The sequence below is a fragment of the Roseomonas sp. TS2 genome, assembly GCF_058833935.1.
Map to the genome: position 1 here is coordinate 1 of NZ_JCACVY010000261.1, position 4542 is coordinate 4542.

General features: G+C 71.5%; 6 protein-coding genes, 1 tRNA gene and 1 pseudogene. 1 reads left to right on the forward strand and 7 read right to left on the reverse strand.

The genetic code is table 11. The annotated features are described in order from the left end of the window. The 7 genes and pseudogenes from ACZJYS_RS22810 to ACZJYS_RS22840 all read right to left on the reverse strand — a co-directional run. Positions 1-407 (reverse strand): annotated as a pseudogene (locus tag ACZJYS_RS22810) (hypothetical protein); the annotation flags it as partial. 13 nt (positions 408-420) lie between these two features. Continuing rightward, positions 421-870, reverse strand: coding sequence for an ExbD/TolR family protein (locus tag ACZJYS_RS22815; protein ID WP_493180437.1), 450 nt, complete (start codon positions 868-870; stop codon positions 421-423). Positions 871-876: 6 nt separating this feature from the next. Next, the gene (locus ACZJYS_RS22820) at positions 877-1617 is read right to left on the reverse strand and encodes a MotA/TolQ/ExbB proton channel family protein (protein ID WP_379648790.1); all 741 of its coding nucleotides are present in this window, start codon (positions 1615-1617) and stop codon (positions 877-879) included. A 10-nt stretch (positions 1618-1627) separates the two neighbouring features. After that, entirely contained in the window at positions 1628-2107 is a 480-nt protein-coding gene (locus ACZJYS_RS22825; protein ID WP_109517738.1) for a Tat pathway signal protein, read from the reverse strand. A 170-nt stretch (positions 2108-2277) separates the two neighbouring features. After that, positions 2278-2352: transfer RNA gene (locus ACZJYS_RS22830), tRNA-Thr, on the reverse strand. A 546-nt stretch (positions 2353-2898) separates the two neighbouring features. Next, positions 2899-3141, reverse strand: a complete 243-nt coding sequence (locus ACZJYS_RS22835; RefSeq protein ID WP_099093790.1) for a DUF1150 family protein — start codon at positions 3139-3141, stop codon at positions 2899-2901. Positions 3142-3336: 195 nt separating this feature from the next. Then, positions 3337-3813, reverse strand: coding sequence for an Hsp20 family protein (locus tag ACZJYS_RS22840; protein ID WP_109517737.1), 477 nt, complete (start codon positions 3811-3813; stop codon positions 3337-3339). Positions 3814-3968: 155 nt separating this feature from the next. On the opposite strand from ACZJYS_RS22840, the gene def reads away from it, so the two are divergent. After that, positions 3969-4502, forward strand: a complete 534-nt coding sequence (gene def / locus ACZJYS_RS22845; protein WP_109517736.1) for a peptide deformylase — start codon at positions 3969-3971, stop codon at positions 4500-4502. The last annotated feature ends 40 nt before the right edge of the window (positions 4503-4542 follow it).

Sequence of the window (4542 nt, forward strand, 5' to 3'; positions counted from 1 at the left end):
ACCTCCACGGGCGGCGGATCGGCCATTTCCACAGGCGGCGGCTCGGACATGGCGACAGGCGGCGGCTCCGCCGGCTGCACCATCGGCGGCGGCTCGGCCGCCACCGGCTCGGGGGGCGCCACGGCGGCCACCGGCGGCGGCTCGGCCATGGTGGGGGTGGGCGGCGGCGCCACGGCCTGCACCGGCTCCGCCACCTCCATGGCTTCGCTGGCCTCCGAGGCGGGGGCGCTGGGCATGCTCGCCACTTCCAGCACCGGCATGTCCAGCGCCGGCGGCTCCTGCGCCGGCATGCCGTAGAGCAGGAACACCGCCGCGCCGCCATGCAGCAGCGCCGAGGCGCCCCAGCCCAGGGCACGGCTGCCGCGCAGGCCGAGGCCGGGCGCGACACCCAAGGTCTGCGTTGTCATGCCATCAGCCTGTTCAGCGGGCGCGAATGGCGGGGCCGGGCTCCGCCTCGGCGATCAGCGAGACCTTGCTGATGCCGGCCTGGGTGATGCGGCCCATCACGCGCAGCACCTCGCCATAGGGCACGCTGCGGTCGCCGCGCACATAGACCGGAGCCTCGGGGTCCTCCTCGCGCAGCGTGGCAAGGCGGGCGGCCAGCTCGGCGGCCGGCACCTCCTCCTGGCGAAGGAAGACACGGCTATCGGCGGCCACGGTCAGCACCACGGGCGGGCGCTGGGCGGCGGCGCGCGGCGCTGCGGTCTTGGGCAGCTCGACCGGCACGCCCACCACCATCATCGGCGCCGCCACCATGAAGACGATGAGCAGCACCAGCATGACGTCCACCAGCGGCGTGACGTTCATGTCCGCCATCGGCAGCGGGCCGTCATCCTCGCCACCGCCATGGCTGGGTCCGGCGAAGGCCATGCCGGCTTACTCCGCCGCCGCGTGGCTGGCGTGGGCGGCCACCCGGCTGGGCGGGCGGCGGGAGAGGCCGGAGGCCAGATCGGCCGCCGCCGCCTGCCCGTCCTGCCGCAGCCGGCCGAGGCGGACCAGCAGGCGGTTGTAGGCCATGACGGCGGGAATGGCGGCGACAAGGCCGATGGCGGTGGCGAACAGCGCCTCGGCGATGCCGGGGGCCACCACGGCCAGGCTGGTGTCGTTGCTCTGCGCGATGTTGGCGAAGCTGTTCATGATGCCCCACACCGTGCCGAACAGGCCGATGAAGGGCGCCACCGCCCCGGTGGTGGCGAGGAAGGGCAGGCCCGGCTCCACCTTGCGCAGCTCGCCGCTCAGGGCGTGGCGCATGGCGTGCTCCATGCGGTGGCGGTACTCGAAGCGGCTCTCGCCCTCCTCCCGGCCATCGCGCCATTCGCGGGTGCCGGCGCGCAGCACGCGGGCGGCCAGCCCCTCGCCCTGCGGCGCCTGCGGGGCGGCCTGGCCACCCGGCGCGGCGGCGCCGACCAGCTTGCGCACCTCCCGCCCCAGCCGGCCCAGCAGCAGCGACTTCTCGACGATGATGGCCCAGCAGATCACGGAGGCGAGCACCAGCGCGATCATGACCGATTTGACCACCCAGTCCGCCATGAGGAACAGGCCGAGCATCGACATGTCGGCATGGCTCGCCGCATTGGCGATTTCCGGGAGGGCGGTGGCGGCGTCGGTCGGGTTCATCGCGACCTCCTCACTTCTCGAAGGAAACGCCGTCGACGCGCGACGACAGCGCGAGACGGGGCAGGCAGGCGGCGGCGGTCTCGGCCGCGCCGCAGGCCAGCAGATCGTTCAGCAGGAAGGCGCCGATGCCGTCGCAGGGCTGGGTGCTCAGGTCGAACACCCGCGCCATGGTCTTCTCGCGCGGCAGCGGGCCGACATCGAGGGAAAGGCGCTGCGCCACCACCCCATCCTTGCCGAAGATCAGCAGGTCGAGGCGCAGCGGATCGACCGGCTCGGCGCCGGGGTTGCGCAGCACCAGCCAGACGCGGCAGCCATTGGCGCCGGCGTTCTGGCGCGGCTCCAGCCGGTTCAGTTCCAGGCCGATGCGCTCCGCCGCGGGCGTGGCGCCGGGCACCGCCGCACCCTGGGCGGCTGCCGGCGAGGCCAGCGGCGCGGCGAGCAGCGCGGCCGTGGCGAGCCCCAGGGCGCCCAGTGTCTGGCGGATCGGCATGGTGGAATCATCCCTTCGCAACTGCGCTGGCTTATGCCGCCAATGAGAGGCGGTTGCAATGCGAATGACTCGCAATATTCCACAAAGATCCGGCACCACGCGCGCATGGGGGCGTGCCGGCCCCTCGGAGGGACCGTGGGACAAACCGAAAACCATGAAGGAAGGGGGGCTGGTGCCGACGCCCGGGATTGAACCGGGGACCTACTGATTACGAATCAGTTGCTCTACCGCTGAGCTACGTCGGCGTGCGGGCGCTCTCTAGCGCCCCTCGCCGGCCAGGGCAACCACCTTCCTGCATCTGCCGCGCCGGAAATGGAACCGCGCCTGTGGCAGCTCGATAATCCGTTATGGATCAGGCTTGAGGCCGCCTGCCGGGTGACGGAAGGGCGGCGCGGGGCAGGCTGCAGGCCAAGGCTCCCCCTTCCCCTCACCCTGCGCGGCGCCCGGACGGAGCGTGGCTGGCTCGGCGTGTCCCTGTCGGCGGAGACGGAAGGGGTGCGGGTTGGCGGCGGTGGAGCGCAGCGGCAAGAGCCGGCCTGTGCCCGGGCGACCCGGTCCTCAACGCGGAAGACGGGCCGGTGCCGAAGACGGGCCGGTGCAGGACAGCCAATCCCCTGCCCAGCTGGTGGTAAGGCAGGCGCCGGGCCCGGCGCTTCGCCTCACCATCCGGCGCAAGGATGATGTGTGGGACATGCAGGCAGTACTGGGCGAGCAGCCTGTCCAGGGCTGACGCCAGGCGCGCGGCACGCCAAGGGCCGGGGCGATCGCTCCCCCGGCCCCGCGCGATGGCCTCAGTGGACGAGGACGGGCAGCATCTCGTGCTGGAGGATCGCCGCCGTGGCGAGGCTGGCATCCGGCGCCGCGCCGATCTGCGTCCCGTCTGCCGCGTGGATCGCGACGGCCGGGTTTCCGTCCACCAGGACGGGCCGGATGTAGGCGATCTGTTCCGCACCGAAGCGCGCCCAGTCGGCCGGTGCCAGCTGACGCAGCGCGTCGGCGGCGGCGAAGGGGCGTGTCGGACCTTCCTTGTTCATCGCAGGAATCTCCTTTGGCCGTTCCCGGAATGGGACCCGGCGCGCGGCCGGCTTTGCCGCACCGCGTGTGAAACACCGACCGTTCCCGTTTCGGCCGTTCCCCGGCGGGCGGATGGCGACGCTGCCCCAGGCAGTCGTCGGCGCACCGCCCGGCCAGGGTGGGATAGGGAAAGAATGGCCGGTGGACGTGAAAGTTTAGGCGATGGAAGCCGAACCATCGTCAAGGGCGTTGCCATTGACGAGAGGACGGCCGCCCTGCGCGCCCCGCGTGCCGATGTGGATGGATTTCACCCGCACCTCCGGCTGCGGCCGCTTCAGGTCGATGTGCAGCAGGCCGTTATCCAGCCATGCACCTTCTACGTCGATACCCTCGGCCAGCACGAAGGCGCGCTGGAACTGGCGGGCGGCGATGCCACGGTGCAGGAAGACACGGCCCTCCACCTCCTCGCGCTGCTTGCCGCGGACCACCAGCTGGTTGTCCTCCTGCGTGAGCTGGAGGTCGTCCATGCTGAAGCCGGCGACGGCGAGGGTGATGCGGAGGCGGTTCTCACCGGTCTGCTCGATGTTGTAGGGCGGGTAGCCATCGGCGTTCTTTGCCACCCGGTCGAGCATCTGCTCCAGATGATCGAAGCCGAGGAACAGGGGTGAGCCGAAGAGCGACGAGCGGGACATGGGCCTGGAACTCCTCACGGTGAGCGAGCGTCTGGCAGAGCCCGAAGCACCCTGCCGTCGAGCCCATATTTTGGGCAGCGGTGCGGCGGATGCAAGACCCACCGCCAGCCTCAGAGATTGAAGCCCGGGAGCCGCAGGGCTAAAGCAGCGGCCTCATGTCCGACACCGACCTGCTGCCCATCCTCCTGGTGCCCGACGCGCGGCTGCGCGCCAAGGCCCGCCCCGTCGGCCCCGGCGACGCGGAGGCGGTGCGCGCCCTCGCGCCGCGCATGCTGGCCACCATGTACAAGGCGCCCGGCATCGGCCTCGCCGCGCCACAGATCGGCGAATTGCTGCGGCTCGTCGTCATCGACCTGCAGCCGGAAGACCAGCCGCAGCCCTATGTGATGGTGAACCCCGAGATCGTCGCCGCCAGCACCGGGCTGGCCGCGCGCGAGGAGGGCTGCCTCTCCCTGCCCAACCAGTATGCCGAGGTGACGCGCCCGGCCGAGGTGAAGGTGCGCTGGCAGGATCTCGACGGCAGCAGGCGGGAGATGCAGGCGGATGGCCTGCTCGCCACCTGCATCCAGCACGAGATCGACCACCTGAACGGCGTGCTGTTCGTCGACCACATCTCGGCGCTGAAGCGCAACATGCTGCTGCGCAAGCTGGCCAAGGAACTCAAGGGCCGGCAGCGGGACGGCGAATGAGCGGGACGCTCCGCCTCGCCTTCATGGGCAGCCCGGATTT